Consider the following 21,272-nt stretch of genomic DNA (forward strand, 5'->3'; position numbering starts at 1 on the left):
TCAGCAGGCATGTCCCCTTTGAGGGCGACCCGACGACAGGATAATCGACCTTATGGTGCGCAAATATTTCGGCACAGACGGTATTCGTGGCAAAGCCAACGAAGGCGCGATGACGGCGGAAACCGCCTTGCGCGTCGGCATGGCGGCTGGCCGTGTCTTTCGTCGCGGTGACCACCGCCATCGTGTCGTGATCGGCAAGGATACGCGCCTGTCGGGCTATATGCTTGAACCCGCGCTCACAGCCGGTTTCACCTCGATGGGCATGGACGTATTCCTTTTTGGCCCGCTGCCGACAACGTATAGGAAGAATAAACGCCCTTTTCACCCAAGTCCAACAGCTTTGGACCGCAGTTGACTCTTTCGACACCCCTGCGATGCAACCCAATCCGGCTGACGGGGAGCCAGCAACGCTGAAAATTTACCCTCCTCTTTCCCACTAGCGGCTCCTTTTCCGACAACCAGCACGGCGGATCCCTGCCGCGGCGCTGTGAACGCAGCATTTTGATTGGTATCGTTGGCCTTCAGGCTCGTCAGTCAAACAGACCCAGGAGCAGCTCAGCCGGTGGCGCCCGGCTTTCGGGTAACGCCCTGGTCCCGCTGGTTTCGGCTTTGTGCTTCAGGTGATCAAGGATCTGCTTGATCACTATAGGGTCTTCAATGCAGGCGATGACTTTCATGGCGCCGCCGCAGCCGCTGCAGGTCTCGATGTCGATATTGAAAACACGCTTGAGCCGTTGCGCCCATGTCATCGACGCTCGCCGTTGTGCTGGTGTTGCCGGTTCATCAGCCACCCTGACCTTGTTGCCCCTGCCCCGTTTTGCCGGCGTGACCAACGCCCGGTGCCGACTGTTGGGTGCGAACACCCCGTGGAAGCGGGTTAGGTTGACTCTGGGCTTCGGTACCAGGGCGGCCAGCCTTGCAATGAAATCCAATGGTTCGAAAATGACGTGCGTGGTGCCGTCCCGGTACGGCGTCTTGAGCTGGTAGCGCACGTTGCCGCCTCGTGTTAACGACAGCCGCTTCTCGGATACCGCCGGGCGGCTGATGTACCGGCACAGCCGTTCGAGCTTCTTGCGTTCATCGGCCCTGGCCGCCACGCCGGCGTGCAGGCTGGACCCGGCTACCTTGCCAATCCCGTCACCGAACGGATCACCACTGGTCGGCAGAGTTTGCAAAGTGAACACCTTTCGCCCCGCCTGTGAACCGACAGCGATACGGTAAGTGATCGAGTGCCCCAGCAGGGGTGTCATCGGGTCGTCATCCACCGCATCCGAGGCCAGATAGCTGTTTTCGACATCCCGTTCCAGCAGGCCTTGCCGTTCCAGATAGCGACCCACCCGGTGGGCGATGGTGTGCGTCAGCTGGGTGAGCTCTGGGCTGGTCGGCGCCTTGACCCAGCGGAAACGCGCTGAGCCGTGGGATTGCTCGACATACACACCGTCGAGAAACAGCATGTGGAAGTGAACATTCAGATTGAGCGCCGATCCAAAACGCTGGATCAGGGTGACCGCGCCCGTCTTGGCCACTTGGTGGGTATGGCCCGCTTTCTTGACCAGGTGCGTGGCAATGACGCGGTAAACGATGCCCAGCACCCACCCCATGATCTCGGGCCGGCTGGCAAACAGGAAACGCAGCTGAAACGGGAAGGGGTCGTTTGCGGGAGAGGGCGAAATCCTACGCTAAGGCTTTGGCCAACGATATTCTCCGGTAAGATTGATGTGTTCCCAGGGGATAGGAGAAGTCGCTTGATATCTAGTATGACGTCTGTCGCACCTGCTTGATCGCGGCCGCGATAGCTAGATCGCGTTGCTCCTCTTCTCCATCCGCGTTCCAAGCTGCGGAAAGGCACCCATAAGCGTACGCCTGGTCGAGCAGGCGACGCGGATCGACGTCCAGCGCACGAGAGAATGCGTCCGCCATCTGTGCAATGCGTCTAGGATCGAGACAAAGGTCGTCTCTGTCAGCCGGATCGTAGAACATATTGGCGGCGCCAAAGCCCACTTCACCGACCAGACCGACGGGATCTATCACCAGCCAGCCGCGACTGGAGAACATGATGTTTTCATGATGCAGATCGCCATGTAGCCCACGCAGTTCCGAGGCATTGCTCATCATTTGATCGGCTATAATCGCCGCGTGGACGTAGTCAGTTTGACAACCTGCGTTTTGATCATCGCGCGCCCGCTGAAACAAAGCTGCAAAGCGATCCCGGATCGGGAGAAGGGCAGAAGGCAGGGGTTCCTCAGATGCGGCATACAGCTTCGCCATTAGTTCCGCTGCAATTTCGGTCGCCTGGTAGTCGCCGTGCTCGGCAACGATGTGAGAGAGCATTCGCTCCCCGGCATATTCGAGCAACATCAGATTGTTCTCACGACCGAGCAACCGGACTGCTCCCCTCCCATTGCGCCATACCAGATAGTCGGCCCCGCGCAGTTCATCAGCAATGTCTTCTATAGGTTTCAATCCCTTGACGATTGCAGGAGTCCCGTCTGGCAATGAAACTTTCCAAACGAGGCTGGAAAAGGTGTCCGCAATGAGAACAGGTTGCGAAACGTGCCAATGAGCAGGAAAAACAGGCGGCATGAACATCAACCCCAAGTCAGAGGGTCCAATCGCAGATAGAAGGCAAGGCGTTCGCGGTCGGGGGCTTCGATCCCCAATACATTGAATAGGACAGCGAAGGCGCGCTCTGCTTCATCTGGCGCTGCCCAGTTCTCTTCGGCGTTAGCAATCATGAGTGCCAAATCGGCATAGCGATCTGCTGTTCCGAGCCGCCCAAGGTCGATCAGACCCGTGCATTGAAGAGTTTTAGGGTCCACCATGAAGTTCGGCATGCAGGGATCACCATGGCAAACAACCATATCGGTGCGCTCTTGGTCGAGCCGCACCGGTAGCTCTCGTTCGACACGAGCCAAAAGATCGAGCTGCGGCGTACTCTTGTCCTCGTCCGGTAAGAAGTCGGGATTGACGGCATTGCGGGACACCACATCAACGGCGCGTCCGAACATTCGCGACAGCCTGCGCTCAAACGGACATTGATCAACCGATAGGCTGTGAACAGCGCCAAGTTGCTGCCCCATTGACGGCCACGCTTTGAGCAAATCCGCTCCAGACAGATCAGCCGCCGGTACTCCCGGAATTGCCGTTATCACCAAGCATGCACCCTCCTGTTCCTCCTGCCAGTTGATCACCTCGGGGCAAGCCACACCTCGACCTTTGAGCCAAATGAGGCGGTCACGCTCTCCAGCGAGCTCACCGCGGCGGGAAGCAGGTGCGATTTTCGCGAAGGCATGCCCGTCACCACGTCGAAAAACAAAATCACCAGATTCTCCGCCTCTGACAGGCAACCAGTCAGAATGCGATTCACCAAAAAAAATATTAGTTCGATTCAATGGAGGTTCCTTCAGTTTTCTGATGAAGCGCGGAGGTGGCTCAACCTGCGAAAAGAAACGAGTTGCTACGTAAGTCCGAGAACATGCTTTCCATGGTCTCTGAGCTCGCCTTGGCACTGTTGCAAAGTTAGCGATGAGGCAGCCTTTTGTCTTATTCAAAGGCCTTACATTTCAAAAACTCTGCTTACCAGGCGCATTTCGCCCAGGGGATCACCATAATAAAATGCTGAGGCCTGGCCTTTGCGTAGTGCACGCATCACCTCAATACCTTTGATGGTGGCGTAAGCCGTCTTCATGGATTTAAATCCCAGCGTGGCGCCGATTATCCGTTTCAGTTTGCCATGATCGCATTCAATCACGTTGTTCCGGTACTTAATCTGTCGGTGTTCAACGTCAGACGGGCACCGGCCTTCGCGTTTGAGCAGAGCAAGCGCGCGACCATAGGCGGGCGCTTTATCCGTGTTGATGAATCGCGGGATCTGCCACTTCTTCACGTTGTTGAGGATTTTACCCAGAAACCGGTATGCAGCTTTGCTGTTACGACGGGAGGAGAGATAAAAATCGACAGTGCGGCCCCGGCTGTCGACGGCCCGGTACAGATACGCCCAGCGGCCATTGACCTTCACGTAGGTTTCATCCATGTGCCACGGGCAAAGATCGGAAGGGTTACGCCAGTACCAGCGCAGCCGTTTTTCCATTTCAGGCGCATAACGCTGAACCCAGCGGTAAATCGTGGAGTGATCGACATTCACTCCGCGTTCAGCCAGCATCTCCTGCAGCTCACGGTAACTGATGCCGTATTTGCAGTACCAGCGTACGGCCCACAGAATGATGTCACGCTGAAAATGCCGGCCTTTGAATGGGTTCATGTGCAGCTCCATCAGCAAAAGGGGATGATAAGTTTATCACCACCGACTATTTGCAACAGTGCCCATAGGCTTCATCAGCGCCTGACTGGCGAGCACGATTCCGGCCCTAGCCGCAGGATCGCGCAGGACGACCTAGTTACGAACCAGGCCGAGTGTTCCTGACATCCATCGGCACCATAGTTCTGCTTATCCGGCACGCGCGCGTCAGGGGTGTGGTGAACTACAAAGCAGACCCGTTGAGGTTATCAGTTCGATGCACAATCAGCAGCGCATAAAATATGCACAAGAACAGGAGCACCCTTCGCATTAAGCTGTGGTGGTAACAAGTAGTGCCGGGCTACCATCAGCGAGCATGATGCGCTCCCACAGCATTCGCCTTGGCAGTATGGAAGTTCCTCGCTCCAGTTCGGGCCGGTATCCACCTCGAGTGACCCCAGCCGCCCCTCATGCCAACCGAGCCCATTAAGCGCAGAGTCGGCCGCAACTATCTCGGGGACGCATAAACACGCAGCGATTTACCAAGGAGTTCGGCTAGGTCAATCCGCAATTCCCTTTGCCTGGCCGGAGATGCCGCGAGCAAACAATGTGTCCGGTCGCTACCAGATGGACTTTGTGGGCGGAGGATTGCACCAGACGCTTCAGCGCAGCGTCGTACGATGAATCGGAAGGCCCGGTAAGCAATTGAAGAACCGCTGACCACCTCCCATCCGACAATGCAAGGGTGCCCCGCTCCCAGCGCGACACGGTTGCCTGATCCACACCCATTAATTCAGCTAGGTGACTTTGCTTCATATGACGAAGCAACCGCGCCCTCCGCACCTGCCGCCCCCTGTCATTCGTCAACATTCTTCAGCACCTCAATGTCGTTCGTAGTGAGCCTCATTTTTTCAAGACCGCCGATGATGAGAGCCAGGCCTCGCTCGAATGCCGCGTCCGGACCGCCTTCGTAGACGATTTTCATCGCGCTCTGTAGGCGCGCCGGCATCGTAGACGCTGAGGTGGTCAACTGATCTTCGCCCCGCTCCTCGGCGTCTGCCTCGCTAGCTTGCTGCTCAAGAACAGCGCCGACGGTGAAGTAGCTGATTGCCATCAACGCATAGGTCGCGTCACCTGCCGAAAAGCCAGCATCGCAAAGGAAGCGAAGCTGCGCGTCGGCTTTTTCCATCTGCGGCGCGGCTGGCCGCGTCCCGGCATGAATACGCGCGCCATCGCGATAAGCGAGCAACGCCCGTCGAAAACTGCATGCATTGCCCTTCAGGAACGAACGCCAGTCGTCGTCATCCCTTGGCGTCGAATGCGTGTGATTTATCGTCAGCATGGCTTCGGCAAGTGCGTCGAGCAACGCACGCTTGTTCTTGAAATGCCAGTAGAGCGCTGGCTGTTGCACCCCGAGGCGCTCAGCCAGTCGGCGCGTCGTTAGACCTTCCATGCCCACGTCGTTAAGCAGTTCGAGCGCGGTTCGGATCACGGCCTCGCGTTGGAGCTTGTTCATTCGCGAATTCTCATGTTTGACAGCTTATCATCGATAAGCTTTAATGCGGTAGTTTATCACAGTTAAATTGCTAACGCAGTCAGGCACCGTGTATGAAATCTAACAATGCGCTCATCGTCATCCTCGGCACCGTCACCCTGGATGCTGTAGGCATAGGCTTGGTTATGCCGGTACTGCCGGGCCTCTTGCGGGATATCGTCCATTCCGACAGCATCGCCAGTCACTATGGCGTGCTGCTAGCGCTATATGCGTTGATGCAATTTCTATGCGCACCCGTTCTCGGAGCACTGTCCGACCGCTTTGGCCGCCGCCCAGTCCTGCTCGCTTCGCTACTTGGAGCCACTATCGACTACGCGATCATGGCGACCACACCCGTCCTGTGGATCCTCTACGCCGGACGCATCGTGGCCGGCATCACCGGCGCCACAGGTGCGGTTGCTGGCGCCTATATCGCCGACATCACCGATGGGGAAGATCGGGCTCGCCACTTCGGGCTCATGAGCGCTTGTTTCGGCGTGGGTATGGTGGCAGGCCCCGTGGCCGGGGGACTGTTGGGCGCCATCTCCTTGCATGCACCATTCCTTGCGGCGGCGGTGCTCAACGGCCTCAACCTACTACTGGGCTGCTTCCTAATGCAGGAGTCGCATAAGGGAGAGCGTCGACCGATGCCCTTGAGAGCCTTCAACCCAGTCAGCTCCTTCCGGTGGGCGCGGGGCATGACTATCGTCGCCGCACTTATGACTGTCTTCTTTATCATGCAACTCGTAGGACAGGTGCCGGCAGCGCTCTGGGTCATTTTCGGCGAGGACCGCTTTCGCTGGAGCGCGACGATGATCGGCCTGTCGCTTGCGGTATTCGGAATCTTGCACGCCCTCGCTCAAGCCTTCGTCACTGGTCCCGCCACCAAACGTTTCGGCGAGAAGCAGGCCATTATCGCCGGCATGGCGGCCGACGCGCTGGGCTACGTCTTGCTGGCGTTCGCGACGCGAGGCTGGATGGCCTTCCCCATTATGATTCTTCTCGCTTCCGGCGGCATCGGGATGCCCGCGTTGCAGGCCATGCTGTCCAGGCAGGTAGATGACGACCATCAGGGACAGCTTCAAGGATCGCTCGCGGCTCTTACCAGCCTAACTTCGATCATTGGACCGCTGATCGTCACGGCGATTTATGCCGCCTCGGCGAGCACATGGAACGGGTTGGCATGGATTGTAGGCGCCGCCCTATACCTTGTCTGCCTCCCCGCGTTGCGTCGCGGTGCATGGAGCCGGGCCACCTCGACCTGAATGGAAGCCGGCGGCACCTCGCTAACGGATTCACCACTCCAAGAATTGGAGCCAATCAATTCTTGCGGAGAACTGTGAATGCGCAAACCAACCCTTGGCAGAACATATCCATCGCGTCCGCCATCTCCAGCAGCCGCACGCGGCGCATCTCGGGCAGCGTTGGGTCCTGGCCACGGGTGCGCATGATCGTGCTCCTGTCGTTGAGGACCCGGCTAGGCTGGCGGGGTTGCCTTACTGGTTAGCAGAATGAATCACCGATACGCGAGCGAACGTGAAGCGACTGCTGCTGCAAAACGTCTGCGACCTGAGCAACAACATGAATGGTCTTCGGTTTCCGTGTTTCGTAAAGTCTGGAAACGCGGAAGTCCCCTACGTGCTGCTGAAGTTGCCCGCAACAGAGAGTGGAACCAACCGGTGATACCACGATACTATGACTGAGAGTCAACGCCATGAGCGGCCTCATTTCTTATTCTGAGTTACAACAGTCCGCACCGCTGCCGGTAGCTATTGACTATCCGGCTGCACTAGCCCTGCGTCAGATGGCTCTGATCCAAGGCAAACTGCCAAAATATCTGCTGGCACCGGAAGTCAGCGCCCTGCACCATTATGTTCCGGATCTGCATCGCAGGATGCTGCTGGCTACCCTGTGGAACACCTACATCTGTATTAACGAAGCGCTGGCATTGACCCTGAGTGATTTTTCTCTGGTGCCGCCTTATCACTGTTGAAGGCCACCGCTCATCACGCGTTTGCTGACATTGAGCCCTGCCGGCCGATCGGCCTGAGACTCTCAGCACAGGAGACGGCGGGTGACGAGCGTATACTTTTTCGACGCTTGGTTGCGGTCGCGCTAGGCGTGGCCGCCGACGAACCCGCTGGTGTCGCCCTTGCGGAGCAGCGCAAGGCGGACCTTGCCACGACATCCCCTCGCCCGCCGATCGTCTAAATTCGTCGAGGTTAAGAAATTCCCGCTCCGGCGAGGCCATCACCATCACCGGCGTCAGGTAGTGGACATGGCAGCAGCGCACGCAGGGGCACTGTTGCAAAGTTAGCGATGAGGCAGCCTTTTGTCTTATTCAAAGGCCTTACATTTCAAAAACTCTGCTTACCAGGCGCATTTCGCCCAGGGGATCACCATAATAAAATGCTGAGGCCTGGCCTTTGCGTAGTGCACGCATCACCTCAATACCTTTGATGGTGGCGTAAGCCGTCTTCATGGATTTAAATCCCAGCGTGGCGCCGATTATCCGTTTCAGTTTGCCATGATCGCATTCAATCACGTTGTTCCGGTACTTAATCTGTCGGTGTTCAACGTCAGACGGGCACCGGCCTTCGCGTTTGAGCAGAGCAAGCGCGCGACCATAGGCGGGCGCTTTATCCGTGTTGATGAATCGCGGGATCTGCCACTTCTTCACGTTGTTGAGGATTTTACCCAGAAACCGGTATGCAGCTTTGCTGTTACGACGGGAGGAGAGATAAAAATCGACAGTGCGGCCCCGGCTGTCGACGGCCCGGTACAGATACGCCCAGCGGCCATTGACCTTCACGTAGGTTTCATCCATGTGCCACGGGCAAAGATCGGAAGGGTTACGCCAGTACCAGCGCAGCCGTTTTTCCATTTCAGGCGCATAACGCTGAACCCAGCGGTAAATCGTGGAGTGATCGACATTCACTCCGCGTTCAGCCAGCATCTCCTGCAGCTCACGGTAACTGATGCCGTATTTGCAGTACCAGCGTACGGCCCACAGAATGATGTCACGCTGAAAATGCCGGCCTTTGAATGGGTTCATGTGCAGCTCCATCAGCAAAAGGGGATGATAAGTTTATCACCACCGACTATTTGCAACAGTGCCTTATTTTAAAATAATAGTAGTGAAGATTTTCTAAAATTAACATAATACACGTTATACGAATTCCCAAGGCATGGCTTTTAGTCATGCTTTTTTTATCAAAAGACTATACCTGAATGATAGCGAGCCAAATCGCATACAATATCTATCATTAGACTTAATGCAATAATTAAATGATAGTATTATCATTAATCTAATAGAATTAAGATTAAATGATAGAAATGAATACACGTATTTATCTACGAGCTTCAACTAAAGATCAAGATGCAGAAAGGGCTTTGCAGATTCTTCAGGATCTAAACCAAAACTTGAATTTGGGTGAAACCATTGTGTACGTGGAAAACTATAGTGGTACGAAGTTAGACCGACCTGAATTGAATAAGCTACTGTCAGAAGCAAATCAAGGTGACACATTGTTAGTTGAAAGTATTGACCGCTTATCACGCCTAACCCAACGAGATTTTCAAGAGCTGAAGCGCAGGATCCAGGAGAAGGGACTTCGTTTAGTCGTAGCAGATCTTCCTACTACCTACCAAATGATTCAAACCAGTGACAGCATTACTCATTCAATCTTGGAACTCATCAACAATATGTTGATTGATCTTCTGGCAACAATGGCCCGCCTAGACAATGAGAAACGTATAGAACGTATTAAGCAGGGCCTGGCACGTTCGGGTTACAAACCAACAGGCAAGAAGGCAAATGAGGCTAAACATAAACGAATAAAAGAATTGCTAGTAGTTGGCAATATGACTAAGGAAGAAATTGCCAAAGCAGTGAATTGTGGAGTTGCAACTGTCTATCGAGTTGCTAAAGTTATCTAAAAGAGGCTTATCTCAACGCGCCCCCAATGGGGCACCGCTGCATTCAGGTTACTTCACATAAGAAATTTTATGTTAAATGATTGTTAGAAATGCCCCTTGATCGAGGCATTTTCTATAAAGAATACTAAAAACTAATTAAAGCCAACCAAGTTTCAAAACAAGGCAGTTCTCAGCAATCATATTTTTAAATTATATAACTCCCAACTGAGCTTTTGCTCCAACGATAAGGCTTTCATTTTGAGTTTCTAAGGCAAATAAACCATACATCAAAGGAGAGGCCGCTGCTCTTTCTAAAGTCTGTTCATATAGTTTATTCCAAACTTTACCCCCTAGTTTTTCATACTCGATGATTAGAGTTTTGAGGCTTTCTTCTCCAAACAAAGTTACATGCCCAGCAAAATCAATCGCTGGGTCATCTATATGGGCTGTTGACCAATCAATAACGCCTGAAACAGCTCCATCCTTTGAAGCTAGTACATGCCCAGCATATAAATCGCCATGTATAAATTGGGTGAAATCTGCCCATAGAACATCATTATCCAACCATTTTCTGTAGCGGGTTTCCAATTGCTCACTTATACCAATTTCAGATTTTACTAACTGCAAATTGTTTGCTATTTCAGGTCTTAAATCTGAAGGTTTCATAATTTTCAAATCATTTTCCCGAACTTCTTTTTCAGGAATACTATGGATTTCAAATAAGGTTTTTGCCAAAGATGTTATGTATTTCGGGCTATCTTTGTCCATATTCCAAATTATTTCATAGGTTTCAGCATCCAAATTTAAAACAGGATTATCTTTAAGTATGGGATAAGCCACTAATTCTGTAGATGAAATTCTCCAATCAGGAACCTCTACAGAAAGATGTTTTTTTACCAATTCTAAAATGCGTTTTTCTTTCTTGATTTGTTCCCTCATGCCATCACGACGAGGAATACGCAGCAACCATTGTTGCCCCTTTGTATCAAGAGCAAAAACGACCTTAAAATCAATGCCCATTTCATTGAAATTCATTTTGTCCGTAAGCAACAAGCCGTGTGCTTCAGCAAGTGATTGAATATCTTGAATTGTCATTTTTAATTTCCTTTAAAGAGTTCAATAATTAATGTTCGGATTAGATTGGCTATCATTAACAATCTCTCTCAAAAGTCTTGATGATTTTGTGGTCTTTGATCTCGTAGATAATGTCAGCAATATTATCGACCAATTGCTTGTCATGAGATACGAAGATAATAGTTCCTGCATAGGACTTCATCATTGTTTCTAATGCGGCAATACTTTTTAGGTCAAGATAGTTTCCTGGTTCATCCATAAGCAAAATATTATATTTTCCTAAAAGCATTTTGGATAAAAGCAGTTTGATGATTTCACCTCCCGATAAGTCGGATAAGTTTTTTTGAATATCATTCGCTCCGATCCCCATTGAAGCCAATACTGCACGAATTTCCGCAACTGTGTACTCGCACTCTTCCTGCATAAAGGAGAGCACAGATTTATGCGTGTTAAATTTATATCCTGTTTGTGTAAAGTAGCCAATTTCAGCTTTTGGAGATATGGTTAATCCATCAGCACGTTCTGATATCATTTTTAACAAGGACGTTTTCCCTGTTCCATTCGATCCAGTTATAGCGACTTTAGCGCCAAGCGGTATTATAAAGTTAGCGTCATCAAAGATAGTACGGCTACCAAATTTTAAGCTCAGACCATCTGCCGTAATCGGGAACTTATTGTGCAGTTCTAGGGCTGAACTTTGACGAAAACGAATAGAACGCAAATGCTCTGGTGCTTGAATATCTTCTAATGCAGCCAAACGCTTTTCCATACTCTTAGCTGCCTGATACAGTTTTCTTTGCTTGGTGCCAGTCATTTTTGCATGCCCAAGTCGTCCAGCACTTTCGGTAGAGTTTTTGGATTTTTCTCCTTTTTTCTTATTGTCTAATCGATTAGCTTGCTGGCGTTTTTCTTGCACAGCAGATTCTAATCGCTCCCGTTCCTTCATCATCAGCTCATATTCTACGGCTTGGTGTTGTCGCTCTTCTTCTTTTTGACGCAAGTAATCCGAGTAACCACCCCAATATTCCGTAATTTTACCGTCTTTTAACTCCCATATCTTGTCTACAACCATATCAAGAAAATATCGGTCATGACTGATAACAAGTAATGCTCCATCAAATGCTTTAAGTTGACCAATAAGTAGATCTATTCCATTGAGATCAAGGTGGCTGGTTGGTTCATCCGCTAGAATGCCATGTACTTGTTGGGAAAATGCGGCAGCAATTTTTGCACGAGTTTCCTCTCCGCCACTCATTGTGTCGTTTTGTACATTGGAAACACCAAGGCGAGATAACATTGCCCGGTCTTCGACCGTTTCTATTTCGATTCCGCCCAGTTGGCTGATATGTGCAAAATCACCAAAACGCTGTAATGTCGCTTCGGCTAAAACAATTTCGCCATTAAGTACTTTGAGTAAACTACTCTTTCCTGCTCCGTTATCACCCACAAGACCAATACGGTCATAAGAGTGAATTTCCAATTCATCAATATCCAAAACATCACGCCCAGCATAATCCAAGCGTATGTTTCTCGCTTTAATAATTAAACTCATTTTTATTTACTCCTGTTTAGCTCTTGAAATTTTTTATGCAGCAAACAGGATTTAGGTGAAAACAAAAGCTAGCATCACAGTGTCCTCCCAAAAAAAAAGCTATTCATCCACAGGGTGGACAAATAGCTAGTCAATTAAGTTATAACTGGAAACTATGCACTAAAAGCATACTTATAAATTAAGCATACTTTTACTTTATATATCCGCATATATTCTTAAAGACACAACAAAAGCCCACCATTATAAAATAGTGTCACTATGCAAATAGTTGTGTCTTAACGAATGCGGATAGAATGCATAAACTTACCTAAAAAATAAAATTCAGTTTTATGATAACTTTACTGTTAAAAGAAGTCTAGACAACCTTGTTTTATGCTTGGATATAAGGCTTATTTTAGGCACTGTTGCAAAGTTAGCGATGAGGCAGCCTTTTGTCTTATTCAAAGGCCTTACATTTCAAAAACTCTGCTTACCAGGCGCATTTCGCCCAGGGGATCACCATAATAAAATGCTGAGGCCTGGCCTTTGCGTAGTGCACGCATCACCTCAATACCTTTGATGGTGGCGTAAGCCGTCTTCATGGATTTAAATCCCAGCGTGGCGCCGATTATCCGTTTCAGTTTGCCATGATCGCATTCAATCACGTTGTTCCGGTACTTAATCTGTCGGTGTTCAACGTCAGACGGGCACCGGCCTTCGCGTTTGAGCAGAGCAAGCGCGCGACCATAGGCGGGCGCTTTATCCGTGTTGATGAATCGCGGGATCTGCCACTTCTTCACGTTGTTGAGGATTTTACCCAGAAACCGGTATGCAGCTTTGCTGTTACGACGGGAGGAGAGATAAAAATCGACAGTGCGGCCCCGGCTGTCGACGGCCCGGTACAGATACGCCCAGCGGCCATTGACCTTCACGTAGGTTTCATCCATGTGCCACGGGCAAAGATCGGAAGGGTTACGCCAGTACCAGCGCAGCCGTTTTTCCATTTCAGGCGCATAACGCTGAACCCAGCGGTAAATCGTGGAGTGATCGACATTCACTCCGCGTTCAGCCAGCATCTCCTGCAGCTCACGGTAACTGATGCCGTATTTGCAGTACCAGCGTACGGCCCACAGAATGATGTCACGCTGAAAATGCCGGCCTTTGAATGGGTTCATGTGCAGCTCCATCAGCAAAAGGGGATGATAAGTTTATCACCACCGACTATTTGCAACAGTGCCCTTGCCGGTCTCGTTCGCCTCGACCAGGCCTTCCTGCTCCAGCGTCACCAGCGCGGCGCGCACCGGCGTGCGCGAGGCGCCCAGGCGCTCGGCCAGCTGTTGTTCGGCCAGCCGCTGGCCGGGCTCGAACTGGCCCGACAGGATCCAGTCGCGCAACTGCATCAAAACGGTTTCTTGCAAGCTCATGGTCGAAACTGTACACTGCATTTTCAAAACGGGATACCGTTTTAGACAGAACCCCCCACCCAAACCTTCCAGAGCCCCATGAAAGCTGAACTGAATCAACGCCTTACCCAAGTCGGCCCCGGCACGCCCGGCGGCAATCTGCTGCGCCGCTACTGGCAGCCCGTGGCCCTGGTCGACGAGTTCAACCCGGCGATCGATCCGGCCATGGCGGTTCGCCCGGTCAAGCCGGTGCGGGTGCTGGGCCAGAACTTCGTGCTGTTCAAGAACAGCGAGGGCCGTTTCGGCCTGCTCGACCGCGATTGTCCGCACCGCGGCGCCGACCTGGCCTACGGCCGCAACGAAGGCGACGGCCTGCGCTGCCCCTTCCACGGCTGGAAGTTCGACGTCGAGGGCCGCTGCCTGGAGACGCCCGCCGAGCCCGCCGGCAGCACCCTGTGCAAACGCGTGACGCAGAAGAGCTATCCGCTGATCGAGCGCAGCGGCGTGCTGTTCGGCTGGTTCGGCCCCGAGGGCATGGAGCCCCCGCCCCTGCCCGCGCTGGATTGCTTCAGCGCGCCCGACACCCACGTCTTCGCCTTCAAGGGCCTGTGGAACTGCAACTGGCTGCAGTCGCTGGAGGTGGGCATCGACCCCGCGCACGCGTCGTACCTGCACCGCTTCTTCAACGACGGCTCGCTCGACGACGCCTACGGCAAGCAGTTCCGCGGCGCCAGCGCCGGCGAGGTGGACGGCGAGCGCTGGCCCATGACGCGCGTGATGCGCGAGTTCGGCCAGCCCGAGATCCTGCACGAGCCCAAGCCCTGGGGCCAGCAGCTCACCGCGCTGCGCCGCCTGAACGACGAGCTCACCCACGTGCGCGTCACCAACTGCGTGTTCCCCCAGACCTTCGTGATCCCGCTGTCCGAGACGATGACGATCACGCAGATGCACGTGCCGGTGGACGACACCCACAACTACTGGTACGCCTTCTTCACCAGCTTCGACAAGGCCGTGGACAAGGACGCCATGCGCAAGCCGCGCCTGGACGCCGTGACCCTGCCCTTCTTCCAGCCCAAGATGGGCCGCCACAACGACTGGGGCTTCAATGCGAAGGAGCAGGTGGAGCGCACCTACCTGGGCATGGGCGAGGAAGACATCAACGTGCACGACCAATGGGCCTGCGAGAGCATGGGCGCCATCCAGGACCGCACGCGCGAGCACCTGGGCACCAGCGACAAAGTCATCATGGCCCACCGCCGCATGTTGCAGCAGGCCATCGACACGGTGGAACAAGGCGGCACCGCCCCCGGCATCGCCGACGCGGCCAAGCATGGCGACATCCATGGCCCCGACACCATCGACGGCTTCGCCCCCACGGGCGACTGGGACGCCTGGTGGCGCAAGGCGGTGAACGACCGCCGCGAGCGTTCGCCCTGGAGCGCGAAGGACGCGGCCACGGCGGGCGCCAAATGAGCTTCGCCGAACGCTGCGGACTCCACACCCCCGAGCGCGAAGCCGCCTGCCAGCGGCTGGAACGGCTGATCGCCGAGCGCGGCATCGAGCGCGTGCGCGTGGGTTGGTGCGACGCGCACGGCCTGCTGCGCGGCAAGACGCTGATGCCACACGCCGCCGTGCGCGCGCTGCGCCAGGGCGTGGGCATGGTGGGCACGCTGATGCTCAAGGACACCGCCGACCGCACCGCCTGGAAGGTGTTCGAGCCCGGCGGCACGGCCGACCTGCCCGGCTTCGCCGGTGCCTCCAACCTGCTGCTGCTGCCCGACCCCGAGAGCTTCATCGAGCTGCCCTGGTCGCCCGGCACCGCCTGGCTGCGCGCCCAGCCCTGGCATGAGGACGGCCGGCCCGTGGCCTTCGACAGCCGGCGCGTGCTGCAGGCCGCGCTGGAGCGACTGGCGCAGCGCGGCCTGGGCTTCACCACCGGGCTGGAAGTGGAATTCCACATCTACCGCCTGACCGACGCCACGCCCCAGCTCGACCCCGAACTGGCCGCCTGGCCGGGCCTGCCGCCGGCGGTGCAGATGGTGCACCCGGGCTACCAGCTGCATGGCGAGGCCATGACCGACATGGCCGAGGATGCCCTGCGCATCGTCGAACGCACCGCGCTGGGCCTGGGGCTGCCGCTGCAGTCGCTGGAGATCGAACTCGGCCGGAGCCAGGTGGAGGCCGTGTTCGACGCCACCGACGCGCTCACCGCCGCCGACCAGATGGTGCTGCTGCGCAACGGCGTGCGCCAGGCGCTGCGCCGCGAGGGCTACCACGCCACCTTCATGTGCCGGCCGCCCTTCCCCGGCATCATGTCCAGCGGCTGGCACCTGCACCAGTCGGTGGTGGCGCTGGACGGCGGACGCAACGCCTTCATGCGCGACGCGCCCGCGCCCGGCACCGACCCGCGCGACGCCACCCACACGCTCAGCGAACTGGGTGCCGGCTGGCTGGCCGGTCTGCTGGCGCACGCGCCCGCGCTCACGCCGCTGTGCACACCCACCGTCAACGGCTTCGGCCGCTTCCGCCCGAACGCGCTGGCGCCGCAGGCCATCCTGTGGGGCCGCGACAACCGCGGCGCCATGCTGCGCGTGGTGGGCGGCGCGGGCGACGGGGCCACACGCATCGAGAACCGCCTGGGCGAGCCGGCGGCCAACCCCTACGTCTGCATGGCCGGCCAGATCCACGCCGGCCTGGACGGCGTCGACCAGCGACTGGCCGCCCCCCAGGGCACCGAGGCACCCTACGCCGAAGGCAGCCAGCGCATCCCCAACAACCTGGGCGACGCCCTGGCCGCGCTGCGCGCGGACACCACCATGGTCAAGGGCCTGGGCGAGACCGTGGTGAACCACTTCTGCCGCATCAAGCAGAACGAGTTGGACCGCCACGCCGCCGCCGAGGACAAGACCGACTTCGAACGCCGCGAGTACTTCTCGCGCTACTGAACCCCACGCACCATGATCAAGATCCGAATCATCAACGCCGACCAGAGCGAGACCGAACTCAGCGGCGCGCCCGGCAGCAGCCTCATGAAGGTGGCGGTGGACGCCGGCGTCAGCGGCATCGCGGCCGACTGCGGCGGCACCCTCACCTGCGCCACCTGCCACGTCTACGTGGACCCCGCCTGGGCCGACAAGCTGCCCGCGCCAGCCACCGACGAGAGCGACATGCTCGACTTCGCCGCCGCGCCGGTGCGGCCCGAAAGCCGCCTGTCCTGCCAGATCGTGCTGACGCCCGAACTGGACGGCCTGGTGGTCACGCTGCCGGCCAACCAGTATTGAAGTGGCACACTCCGGGGTCATGAACGCCTACGTCATCACCCCGCCCCCCACCGTCTCCGTGCCCGTGGTCGGGCGCGCCGAGCGCTTCCCGGTCCACCGCATCTACTGCGTGGGCCGCAACTACGAGGAACACGCCAAGGAGATGGGCTTCACCGGCCGCGAGCCGCCCTTCTTCTTCCTCAAACCGGCCGATGCCATCGTGGTGGCCGACGCCGGCCAGACGGCCAGCATCCCCTACCCGTCCCTGACCCAGAACCTGCACCACGAGATCGAACTCGTGGCCGCCATCGGCACCGGCGGCAGGAACATCAAAGCCGCCGACGCGCTCCAGCACGTCTTCGGCTACGCCGTGGGCCTGGACATGACCCGGCGCGACCTGCAGGGCGAGATGAAGAAGCAGGGCCGCCCCTGGTGCATCGGCAAGGCCTACGACCAGTCCGCCCCCATCGGCCCCATCACCCCGGCCGCCCAGGCGGGCGACATCGCCAAGGCCGCCATCTGGCTGCAGGTCAATGGCGCCGACCGCCAGCGCAGCAACGTCGGCAAGCTGATCTGGAACCTGGCCGAGACCATCGAACACCTCTCCGCCGCCTGGGAACTGCAGCCCGGCGACCTCATCTACACCGGTACCCCCGAGGGCGTGAACGCCGTCGTCAGCGGTGACACCCTGCACGGCGCGGTCGACGGCTTGGTGCCCATCACGGTCAAGATCGCCTGAAAACCGCCGATCTTGGGGTTTGACCTCTGATACAGGGGCACACCCAAGGTTTAAGCTTGAACCAGTTCACCAACCCCGGAGACCCTCCCATGATCCAGCGCAGAACCCTGCTTCAATCCGGCGCGGCCATCGCCCTCGGCGCCCCGGCGCTCACCGGCTTCGCCCAGCAAAGCGTCACGCTCAAGTTCCACACCTTCATGGCGCCCCAGTCCAACGTGTGGCTCAACATGCACAAGGCCTGGATGGACAAGGTCGAGAAGGACTCCGGCGGACGCATCAAGTTCGAGGCCTACCCTGCCATGACGCTGGGCGGCTCGCCGGTGCAGCTGTACGACCAGGCGCGCGACGGCGTGGTCGACGTCGTCTGGACCCTGCCGGGCAACACCCCGGGCCGCTTCCCGCGCATCGAGGTCTTCGAGCTGCCGTTCATGATGAACAACGCCGAGGCCACCTCCAAGGCCTACTGGGAGTACGTGCAGACGGTGGCCCAGGACGAGTTCAAGGAAACCCAGCCCATCGCGCTGCAGGTGCACGGCCCCGGCATGTTCCACATGCGCAACAAGCTCATCAAGACCGCCGACGACCTGCGCGGCTCCAAGGTGCGCGGCCCCACCCGCCAGATCACCAAGATGCTGGGCCTGCTGGGCGCCACGCCGGTGGGCATGCCGCTGCCGCAGATTCCCGACTCCCTCTCCAAGGGCGTGATCGACGGCTGCGTGATCCCCTGGGAGGTGGTGCCGTCGGTGAAGGTGCACGAACTCACCAAGTTCCACAGCGAATTCGCCCCGGCTGGCGGCGCGCTGTACACCACCACCTTCGTGATGGCCATGAACAAGGCCAAATACAACAGCCTGGCGCCCGACCTCAAGGCCGTGATCGACAAGAACTCGGGCATCGAGACCTCGGGTTGGCTCGGCAAGACCCAGCAGGCCGGCGACGCCGCCGGCCGCAAGGCGGCGGCCGACCTGGGCAACACCATCTACCAGATTCCCGCCGCCGACGCGCAGGAGTTCAAGCGCAAGGCCCGCCTGGTGGAGGTGGAGTGGATGCAGGACATGGACAAGCGCGGCTTCGACGGCAAGAAGCTGTTCGAGACGGCCAAGGCCCTGATCGAGAAGCACGGCAAAAAGGCTTAAGCCGCCCGATTGCTTGACCAGCCGGGGATATCCCCGGCTTTTTTTTGCGTTCCGCCCACTACACTGCCCCGATGCTGCGTCCGCCCGCCAAGTTCTGCCGCCACTGCGGCACCGCTGTGCAGATGCGCCTGCCCGACGACGGCGACACGCGCGAGCGCGCGGTCTGTCCGGCCTGCGGCACGGTGCACTACGACAACCCACTCAACGTGGTGGGCACGGTGCCCGCCTGGGGCGCCGAAGGGGACCGGGTGCTGCTGTGCAAGCGCAACATCGAGCCGCGCTGGGGCAAATGGACCCTGCCCGCTGGCTTCATGGAGCTCGGCGAGACCACCGCCGAGGGCGCGCTGCGCGAAACCGACGAAGAGGCCGGTGCGCAGATCGAGCTGGGTGAGCTCTTCACCCTCATGAACGTGCCGCGCGTGGGACAGGTGCATCTGTTCTACCGCGCGCGGCTGCTCAGCGAACGCTTCAACCCGGGGCACGAGACCATCGAGGCCCGGCTGTTCCGCGAAGACGAGATCCCCTGGGACGAGATCGCCTTTCGCACGGTGCGCGAAACGCTGCAGTGCTATTTCGCCGACCGCCGGCAGGGCCGCTTCGGCTTCCACACCATCGACATCGTGTGAGGCATGGCCAGCAACACGCCACTCGTGTTGCGCCTGGGGACGGCCCAGACCCTGGCCTGGGCCTCCAGCTACTACCTGCCGGCCATCCTGGCACGGCCCATGGCCGAAGGCGCGGGCGTGTCCGAGGGCATGGTGTGGACGGCGTTCTCGGCAGCGCTGCTGCTGTCGGCCGCCATCGGCCCGTTCGCCGGCCGCGCCATCGACCGCTTCGGCGGCCGGCCGGTGCTGGTCGCCAGCAACCTGGTCTTCGCCGCCGGCCTGGGCCTGCTGTCGCTGGCGGATGGGCCGGCGCCGTTGTTCGCTGGCTGGCTGCTCATTGGCGTGGCGATGGGCGGGGGCCTGTACGAAGCGGCCTTCTCGGCGCTGGTGCGCTTGCAAGGTGAGGCCGCGCGCGACGCCATCACCGGCATCACCCTGCTCGCGGGCCTGGCCAGCACGCTGGGCTGGCCCCTGTCGGGCTGGATGGAGGCGCAGTGGGGCTGGCGCGGCGCCTGCCTGGGCTGGGCGGCGCTGCACCTGCTGCTGGGCCTGCCGCTCAACGCCCGCCTGCCGCGCGCACTGGCCTTGCCACCCCCCCGGCCGCACAGCGACGGCCAGGAGACGGGCGCGCCACCACGCGCGCCCCGCCACGTGGCCTGGGTGCTGGCCTATGTGTTCGCCGCCACCTGGTTCGTCAGCACCGCACTGGCCTCGCACCTGCCGGCCATGCTCGTGGCCAGCGGCCTCAGCCTGGCCGGCGCGCTGGCCGTGGGCGCGCTGGTGGGGCCGGCGCAGGTGGCCGGCCGCCTGCTCGAATTCGGCGGGCTGCGGCGCTTTCACCCGCTCGTGTCCGCGCGCGTGGCCGCCGCCATGCACCCCGCGGGCGTGCTGGTGTGGATGGCGGCCGGCGCGGTGGCCGCGCCGGTGTTCGCCATGCTGCACGGCCTGGGCAACGGCATCCTCACCATCGCCAAGGGCACGCTGCCGCTGGCCTATTTCGGCCCGGTGGGCTATGGCCGCCGGCAGGGCTGGATCGTCGCGCCCTCGCGCGTGGCCCAGGCCTTCGCACCGCTGCTGTTCGGCGCGCTGGTGGAGCGCTGGGGCGCGCAGGCGCTGTGGGTGTCGGGGGCGCTGGTGGCCAGCGCGCTGCTGTGTCTGCTGTGGCTGCACCCTTCACCGGCCACCCCCAGGGCCTAAGGGTTCGCCCTGTCATTCCAAGGCGGGGGCTCCCACCGGCCGGCCCCGCGCTTGGACCGGCCATTGGCTTTAGTGCCTAGGCGTCTCATGTGACTGGAACATGAGCTGATGACTCCGTCACCCATGCAGCGTCGTGGTGATCACTGGAGTCGACATGGAAGAACCCGATCTGTCCACCTGGCTGCAGGACTGGCGACACGCCGCGCGCAGCGAAACGGCGCTCGGCATACACAGCCTGGACCCGATCGTCGTGTCGATCGACGACGACAACTGGGTCACCCTCTCGGCCACCGCGTCGCCCGAGATGCTGCGCCTGGACATGGTGCTCGACGCGGACCTGCCCGACGAGGTCATTCCCTGGCTGGTCCGCCAAATCCTGCACTGGACCTTCGACCACCCCTACACCGAAACCGCCCTGCAATTCGCCCTCGCGCCCGACGCGACGCTCCTGGCCTACACCCACCTGCGCGTCTCGCCCGAGGACGACGCGCCGGTGGTCATGGACAGCATCCACGCCGCGCTGGACCAGGCGGAGGACGCCTGGGGGCAGATCCTGGTCGACGCCCTGCTCAAGGCCCATCTGGACGAGCGCGTCCCGGCCGGCGAACCCGCCGGCCTCGCCGCCTGAGGGCGCCACG

Annotated in this window: 20 protein-coding genes and 4 pseudogenes; 12 read left to right on the top strand and 12 right to left on the bottom strand. The window is 58.0% G+C overall.

All coding sequences use genetic code 11. The annotated features are described in order from the left end of the window. Nucleotides 1–52: 52 nt before the first annotated feature. Nucleotides 53–295: pseudogene (glmM, locus tag SOM08_RS15075) on the top strand (phosphoglucosamine mutase); the annotation flags it as partial. 235 nt (nucleotides 296–530) lie between these two features. On the opposite strand, the pseudogene SOM08_RS15080 reads toward glmM, so the two are convergent. The 6 genes and pseudogenes from SOM08_RS15080 to tetR(C) all read right to left on the bottom strand — a co-directional run. Continuing rightward, a pseudogene (locus SOM08_RS15080) lies at nucleotides 531–1,646 on the bottom strand (IS91-like element ISVsa3 family transposase); the annotation flags it as partial. A 106-nt stretch (nucleotides 1,647–1,752) separates the two neighbouring features. After that, the gene (locus SOM08_RS15085) at nucleotides 1,753–2,589 is read right to left on the bottom strand and encodes an aminoglycoside O-phosphotransferase APH(6)-Id (RefSeq protein ID WP_000480968.1); all 837 of its coding nucleotides are present in this window, start codon (nucleotides 2,587–2,589) and stop codon (nucleotides 1,753–1,755) included. Then, entirely contained in the window at nucleotides 2,589–3,392 is an 804-nt protein-coding gene (gene aph(3'')-Ib, locus SOM08_RS15090; RefSeq protein WP_001082319.1) for an aminoglycoside O-phosphotransferase APH(3'')-Ib, read from the bottom strand. Before aph(3'')-Ib ends, SOM08_RS15085 begins: the two co-directional genes overlap by 1 nt. A 164-nt stretch (nucleotides 3,393–3,556) precedes the next feature. Next, on the bottom strand, nucleotides 3,557–4,261 hold the full coding sequence (locus tag SOM08_RS15095) for an IS6-like element IS26 family transposase (protein ID WP_001067855.1): 705 nt from the start codon (nucleotides 4,259–4,261) through the stop codon (nucleotides 3,557–3,559). Between the two features lie 531 nt (nucleotides 4,262–4,792). Beyond that, complete coding sequence (locus tag SOM08_RS22515; protein ID WP_061342203.1) at nucleotides 4,793–5,107, bottom strand: helix-turn-helix domain-containing protein; 315 nt, start codon at nucleotides 5,105–5,107, stop codon at nucleotides 4,793–4,795. Beyond that, the gene (tetR(C), locus tag SOM08_RS15100) at nucleotides 5,094–5,753 is read right to left on the bottom strand and encodes a tetracycline resistance transcriptional repressor TetR(C) (RefSeq protein ID WP_001038045.1); all 660 of its coding nucleotides are present in this window, start codon (nucleotides 5,751–5,753) and stop codon (nucleotides 5,094–5,096) included. The genes SOM08_RS22515 and tetR(C) overlap by 14 nt, the downstream gene beginning before the upstream one ends. Nucleotides 5,754–5,845: 92 nt before the next feature. Here tetR(C) and tet(C) point away from each other — a divergent pair, with 92 nt between their 5' ends. Then, on the top strand, nucleotides 5,846–7,036 hold the full coding sequence (tet(C), locus tag SOM08_RS15105; protein WP_001297013.1) for a tetracycline efflux MFS transporter Tet(C): 1,191 nt from the start codon (nucleotides 5,846–5,848) through the stop codon (nucleotides 7,034–7,036). A gap of 91 nt (nucleotides 7,037–7,127) precedes the next feature. Here the strand turns inward: tet(C) and SOM08_RS22520 are convergent. Continuing rightward, nucleotides 7,128–7,217: pseudogene (locus tag SOM08_RS22520) on the bottom strand (type VI secretion protein); the annotation flags it as partial. A 268-nt stretch (nucleotides 7,218–7,485) separates the two neighbouring features. Here SOM08_RS22520 and SOM08_RS15115 point away from each other — a divergent pair. Then, nucleotides 7,486–7,764: a tyrosine-type recombinase/integrase gene (locus SOM08_RS15115; protein WP_000015696.1), complete on the top strand. Its 279-nt coding sequence runs from the start codon at nucleotides 7,486–7,488 to the stop codon at nucleotides 7,762–7,764. 357 nt (nucleotides 7,765–8,121) lie between these two features. Here SOM08_RS15115 and SOM08_RS15120 read toward each other — a convergent pair whose 3' ends face one another. Next, on the bottom strand, nucleotides 8,122–8,826 hold the full coding sequence (locus SOM08_RS15120; protein WP_001067855.1) for an IS6-like element IS26 family transposase: 705 nt from the start codon (nucleotides 8,824–8,826) through the stop codon (nucleotides 8,122–8,124). A 272-nt stretch (nucleotides 8,827–9,098) separates the two neighbouring features. On the opposite strand from SOM08_RS15120, the gene SOM08_RS15125 reads away from it, so the two are divergent. After that, the gene (locus SOM08_RS15125) at nucleotides 9,099–9,710 is read left to right on the top strand and encodes a recombinase family protein (protein WP_015060246.1); all 612 of its coding nucleotides are present in this window, start codon (nucleotides 9,099–9,101) and stop codon (nucleotides 9,708–9,710) included. A gap of 189 nt (nucleotides 9,711–9,899) precedes the next feature. On the opposite strand, the gene SOM08_RS15130 is transcribed toward SOM08_RS15125, so the two are convergent. The 4 genes and pseudogenes from SOM08_RS15130 to SOM08_RS15145 all read right to left on the bottom strand — a co-directional run. Continuing rightward, a complete protein-coding gene (locus SOM08_RS15130; RefSeq protein ID WP_000155092.1) occupies nucleotides 9,900–10,784 on the bottom strand; it encodes an Mph(E) family macrolide 2'-phosphotransferase in 885 nt (294 codons plus the stop codon). 55 nt (nucleotides 10,785–10,839) lie between these two features. Continuing rightward, on the bottom strand, nucleotides 10,840–12,315 hold the full coding sequence (gene msr(E), locus SOM08_RS15135) for an ABC-F type ribosomal protection protein Msr(E) (protein WP_000052512.1): 1,476 nt from the start codon (nucleotides 12,313–12,315) through the stop codon (nucleotides 10,840–10,842). A gap of 449 nt (nucleotides 12,316–12,764) precedes the next feature. Beyond that, nucleotides 12,765–13,469 (bottom strand): IS6-like element IS26 family transposase, encoded by a 705-nt coding sequence (locus SOM08_RS15140; protein ID WP_001067855.1) that lies wholly within the window; start codon nucleotides 13,467–13,469, stop codon nucleotides 12,765–12,767. Nucleotides 13,470–13,535: 66 nt separating this feature from the next. Next, a pseudogene (locus SOM08_RS15145) lies at nucleotides 13,536–13,718 on the bottom strand (GntR family transcriptional regulator); the annotation flags it as partial. A 78-nt stretch (nucleotides 13,719–13,796) separates the two neighbouring features. Between SOM08_RS15145 and SOM08_RS15150 the strand changes: the two are divergent. The 8 genes from SOM08_RS15150 to SOM08_RS15185 all read left to right on the top strand — a co-directional run bounded on the left by SOM08_RS15150 (nucleotide 13,797) and on the right by SOM08_RS15185 (nucleotide 21,262). Next, nucleotides 13,797–15,170: a Rieske 2Fe-2S domain-containing protein gene (locus tag SOM08_RS15150; protein ID WP_116960437.1), complete on the top strand. Its 1,374-nt coding sequence runs from the start codon at nucleotides 13,797–13,799 to the stop codon at nucleotides 15,168–15,170. Beyond that, nucleotides 15,167–16,642 carry a glutamine synthetase family protein gene (locus SOM08_RS15155; protein WP_322469237.1) on the top strand — a complete coding sequence of 492 codons (1,476 nt, stop codon included), beginning with the start codon at nucleotides 15,167–15,169 and terminating at the stop codon, nucleotides 16,640–16,642. Before SOM08_RS15150 ends, SOM08_RS15155 begins: the two co-directional genes overlap by 4 nt. A 12-nt stretch (nucleotides 16,643–16,654) precedes the next feature. Further along, nucleotides 16,655–16,978, top strand: a complete 324-nt coding sequence (locus SOM08_RS15160) for a 2Fe-2S iron-sulfur cluster-binding protein (protein ID WP_070397678.1) — start codon at nucleotides 16,655–16,657, stop codon at nucleotides 16,976–16,978. A 19-nt stretch (nucleotides 16,979–16,997) separates the two neighbouring features. Further along, on the top strand, nucleotides 16,998–17,696 hold the full coding sequence (locus SOM08_RS15165) for a fumarylacetoacetate hydrolase family protein (protein ID WP_322469238.1): 699 nt from the start codon (nucleotides 16,998–17,000) through the stop codon (nucleotides 17,694–17,696). An 89-nt stretch (nucleotides 17,697–17,785) separates the two neighbouring features. Beyond that, nucleotides 17,786–18,832 (top strand): TRAP transporter substrate-binding protein, encoded by a 1,047-nt coding sequence (locus SOM08_RS15170; protein WP_116960434.1) that lies wholly within the window; start codon nucleotides 17,786–17,788, stop codon nucleotides 18,830–18,832. 71 nt (nucleotides 18,833–18,903) lie between these two features. Beyond that, nucleotides 18,904–19,458 (top strand): NUDIX hydrolase, encoded by a 555-nt coding sequence (locus tag SOM08_RS15175; RefSeq protein ID WP_070397675.1) that lies wholly within the window; start codon nucleotides 18,904–18,906, stop codon nucleotides 19,456–19,458. A gap of 3 nt (nucleotides 19,459–19,461) precedes the next feature. Further along, on the top strand, nucleotides 19,462–20,634 hold the full coding sequence (locus tag SOM08_RS15180; RefSeq protein ID WP_322469239.1) for an MFS transporter: 1,173 nt from the start codon (nucleotides 19,462–19,464) through the stop codon (nucleotides 20,632–20,634). A 154-nt stretch (nucleotides 20,635–20,788) separates the two neighbouring features. Further along, the gene (locus SOM08_RS15185) at nucleotides 20,789–21,262 is read left to right on the top strand and encodes a hypothetical protein (protein WP_322469240.1); all 474 of its coding nucleotides are present in this window, start codon (nucleotides 20,789–20,791) and stop codon (nucleotides 21,260–21,262) included. Nucleotides 21,263–21,272: the final 10 nt, after the last annotated feature.

Source organism: Hydrogenophaga sp. SNF1 (genome assembly GCF_034421675.1).
GTDB lineage: Bacteria > Pseudomonadota > Gammaproteobacteria > Burkholderiales > Burkholderiaceae_C > Hydrogenophaga > Hydrogenophaga borbori.

Coding starts and splice junctions, on each gene's coding strand:
- SOM08_RS15170 (WP_116960434.1), top strand. CDS start 17,786: ATGATCCAGCGCAGAACCCTGCTTCAATCCGGCGCGGCCATCGCCCTC.
- SOM08_RS15095 (WP_001067855.1), bottom strand. CDS start 4,261: ATGAACCCATTCAAAGGCCGGCATTTTCAGCGTGACATCATTCTGTGG.
- SOM08_RS15150 (WP_116960437.1), top strand. CDS start 13,797: ATGAAAGCTGAACTGAATCAACGCCTTACCCAAGTCGGCCCCGGCACG.
- SOM08_RS15115 (WP_000015696.1), top strand. CDS start 7,486: ATGAGCGGCCTCATTTCTTATTCTGAGTTACAACAGTCCGCACCGCTG.
- SOM08_RS15155 (WP_322469237.1), top strand. CDS start 15,167: ATGAGCTTCGCCGAACGCTGCGGACTCCACACCCCCGAGCGCGAAGCC.
- SOM08_RS15175 (WP_070397675.1), top strand. CDS start 18,904: ATGCTGCGTCCGCCCGCCAAGTTCTGCCGCCACTGCGGCACCGCTGTG.
- SOM08_RS15140 (WP_001067855.1), bottom strand. CDS start 13,469: ATGAACCCATTCAAAGGCCGGCATTTTCAGCGTGACATCATTCTGTGG.
- SOM08_RS15165 (WP_322469238.1), top strand. CDS start 16,998: ATGAACGCCTACGTCATCACCCCGCCCCCCACCGTCTCCGTGCCCGTG.
- SOM08_RS15160 (WP_070397678.1), top strand. CDS start 16,655: ATGATCAAGATCCGAATCATCAACGCCGACCAGAGCGAGACCGAACTC.
- SOM08_RS15125 (WP_015060246.1), top strand. CDS start 9,099: ATGATAGAAATGAATACACGTATTTATCTACGAGCTTCAACTAAAGAT.
- SOM08_RS15120 (WP_001067855.1), bottom strand. CDS start 8,826: ATGAACCCATTCAAAGGCCGGCATTTTCAGCGTGACATCATTCTGTGG.
- SOM08_RS15130 (WP_000155092.1), bottom strand. CDS start 10,784: ATGACAATTCAAGATATTCAATCACTTGCTGAAGCACACGGCTTGTTG.
- SOM08_RS15180 (WP_322469239.1), top strand. CDS start 19,462: ATGGCCAGCAACACGCCACTCGTGTTGCGCCTGGGGACGGCCCAGACC.
- SOM08_RS22515 (WP_061342203.1), bottom strand. CDS start 5,107: ATGTTGACGAATGACAGGGGGCGGCAGGTGCGGAGGGCGCGGTTGCTT.
- SOM08_RS15085 (WP_000480968.1), bottom strand. CDS start 2,589: ATGTTCATGCCGCCTGTTTTTCCTGCTCATTGGCACGTTTCGCAACCT.
- SOM08_RS15185 (WP_322469240.1), top strand. CDS start 20,789: ATGGAAGAACCCGATCTGTCCACCTGGCTGCAGGACTGGCGACACGCC.